Origin of the sequence: Sphingobacterium yanglingense (assembly GCF_004363245.1) — a bacterium.
Lineage (GTDB): Bacteria > Bacteroidota > Bacteroidia > Sphingobacteriales > Sphingobacteriaceae > Sphingobacterium > Sphingobacterium yanglingense.
Window position 1 is genome coordinate 1 of record NZ_SNYV01000008.1, and the last position, 1,253, is coordinate 1,253.

Below are 1,253 nucleotides of genomic sequence, written 5' to 3' on the forward strand. Positions count from 1 at the left end.
GGAGATAAAGGAGATGCTGGCGTAGTGGGCGTTCAGGGCATGCCGGGTACTTCTGGTACACCGGGCACACCGGGTTCGGGCACGCCTGGGGCACCTGGTGAAGGTATTACGGTGGTACATAATGATTCGGGAGTTTGGGTATACGACCCTACGACGAATAACTGGACGAATATCCTAGGTCCAAAAGGAGATAAGGGAGATAAAGGAGATGCTGGCGTAGTGGGCGTTCAGGGCATGCCAGGTACTTCTGGTACACCGGGCACACCGGGTTCGGGCACGCCTGGGGCACCGGGCGAAGGTATTACGGTTGTACATAATGATTCGGGAGTTTGGGTATACGACCCTACGACGAATAACTGGACCAATATCTTAGGTCCCAAAGGAGATAAGGGAGATAAAGGAGATGCTGGCGTCGTGGGCGTTCAGGGCATGCCGGGTACTTCTGGTACACCGGGTACACCGGGTTCGGGCACGCCTGGTGCCCCTGGCGAAGGTATTACGGTTGTACATAATGATTCGGGAGTTTGGGTATACGACCCTACGACGAATAACTGGACCAATATCTTAGGTCCCAAAGGAGATAAGGGAGATAAAGGAGATGCTGGCGTCGTGGGCGTTCAGGGCATGCCGGGTACTTCTGGTACACCGGGTACACCGGGTTCGGGCACGCCTGGTGCCCCTGGCGAAGGTATTACGGTTGTACATAATGATTCGGGAGTTTGGGTATACGACCCTACGACGAATAACTGGACGAATATCCTAGGTCCAAAAGGAGATAAGGGAGATAAAGGGGATGCGGGTGTAGTAGGCGTTCAGGGCATGCCGGGTACTTCTGGTACACCGGGTACACCGGGTTCGGGCACGCCTGGTGCCCCTGGCGAAGGTATTACGGTTGTACATAATGATTCGGGAGTTTGGGTATACGACCCTACGACGAATAACTGGACGAATATCCTAGGTCCCAAAGGAGATAAGGGAGATAAAGGAGATGCTGGCGTAGTGGGCGTTCAGGGCATGCCGGGTACTTCTGGTACACCGGGCACACCGGGTTCGGGCACGCCTGGGGCACCTGGTGAAGGTATTACGGTTGTACATAATGATTCGGGAGTTTGGGTATACGACCCTACGACGAATAACTGGACGAATATCCTAGGTCCAAAAGGAGATAAGGGAGATAAAGGAGATGCTGGCGTAGTGGGCGTTCAGGGCATGCCAGGTACTTCTGGTACACCGGGCACACCGGGTTCGGGCAC

The 1,253-nt window shown here is 54.7% G+C and carries 1 pseudogene; it reads left to right on the forward strand.

Annotated elements, in window-relative coordinates:
• Positions 1 to 1,253, forward strand: a pseudogene (locus CLV99_RS23090) (hypothetical protein); the annotation flags it as partial.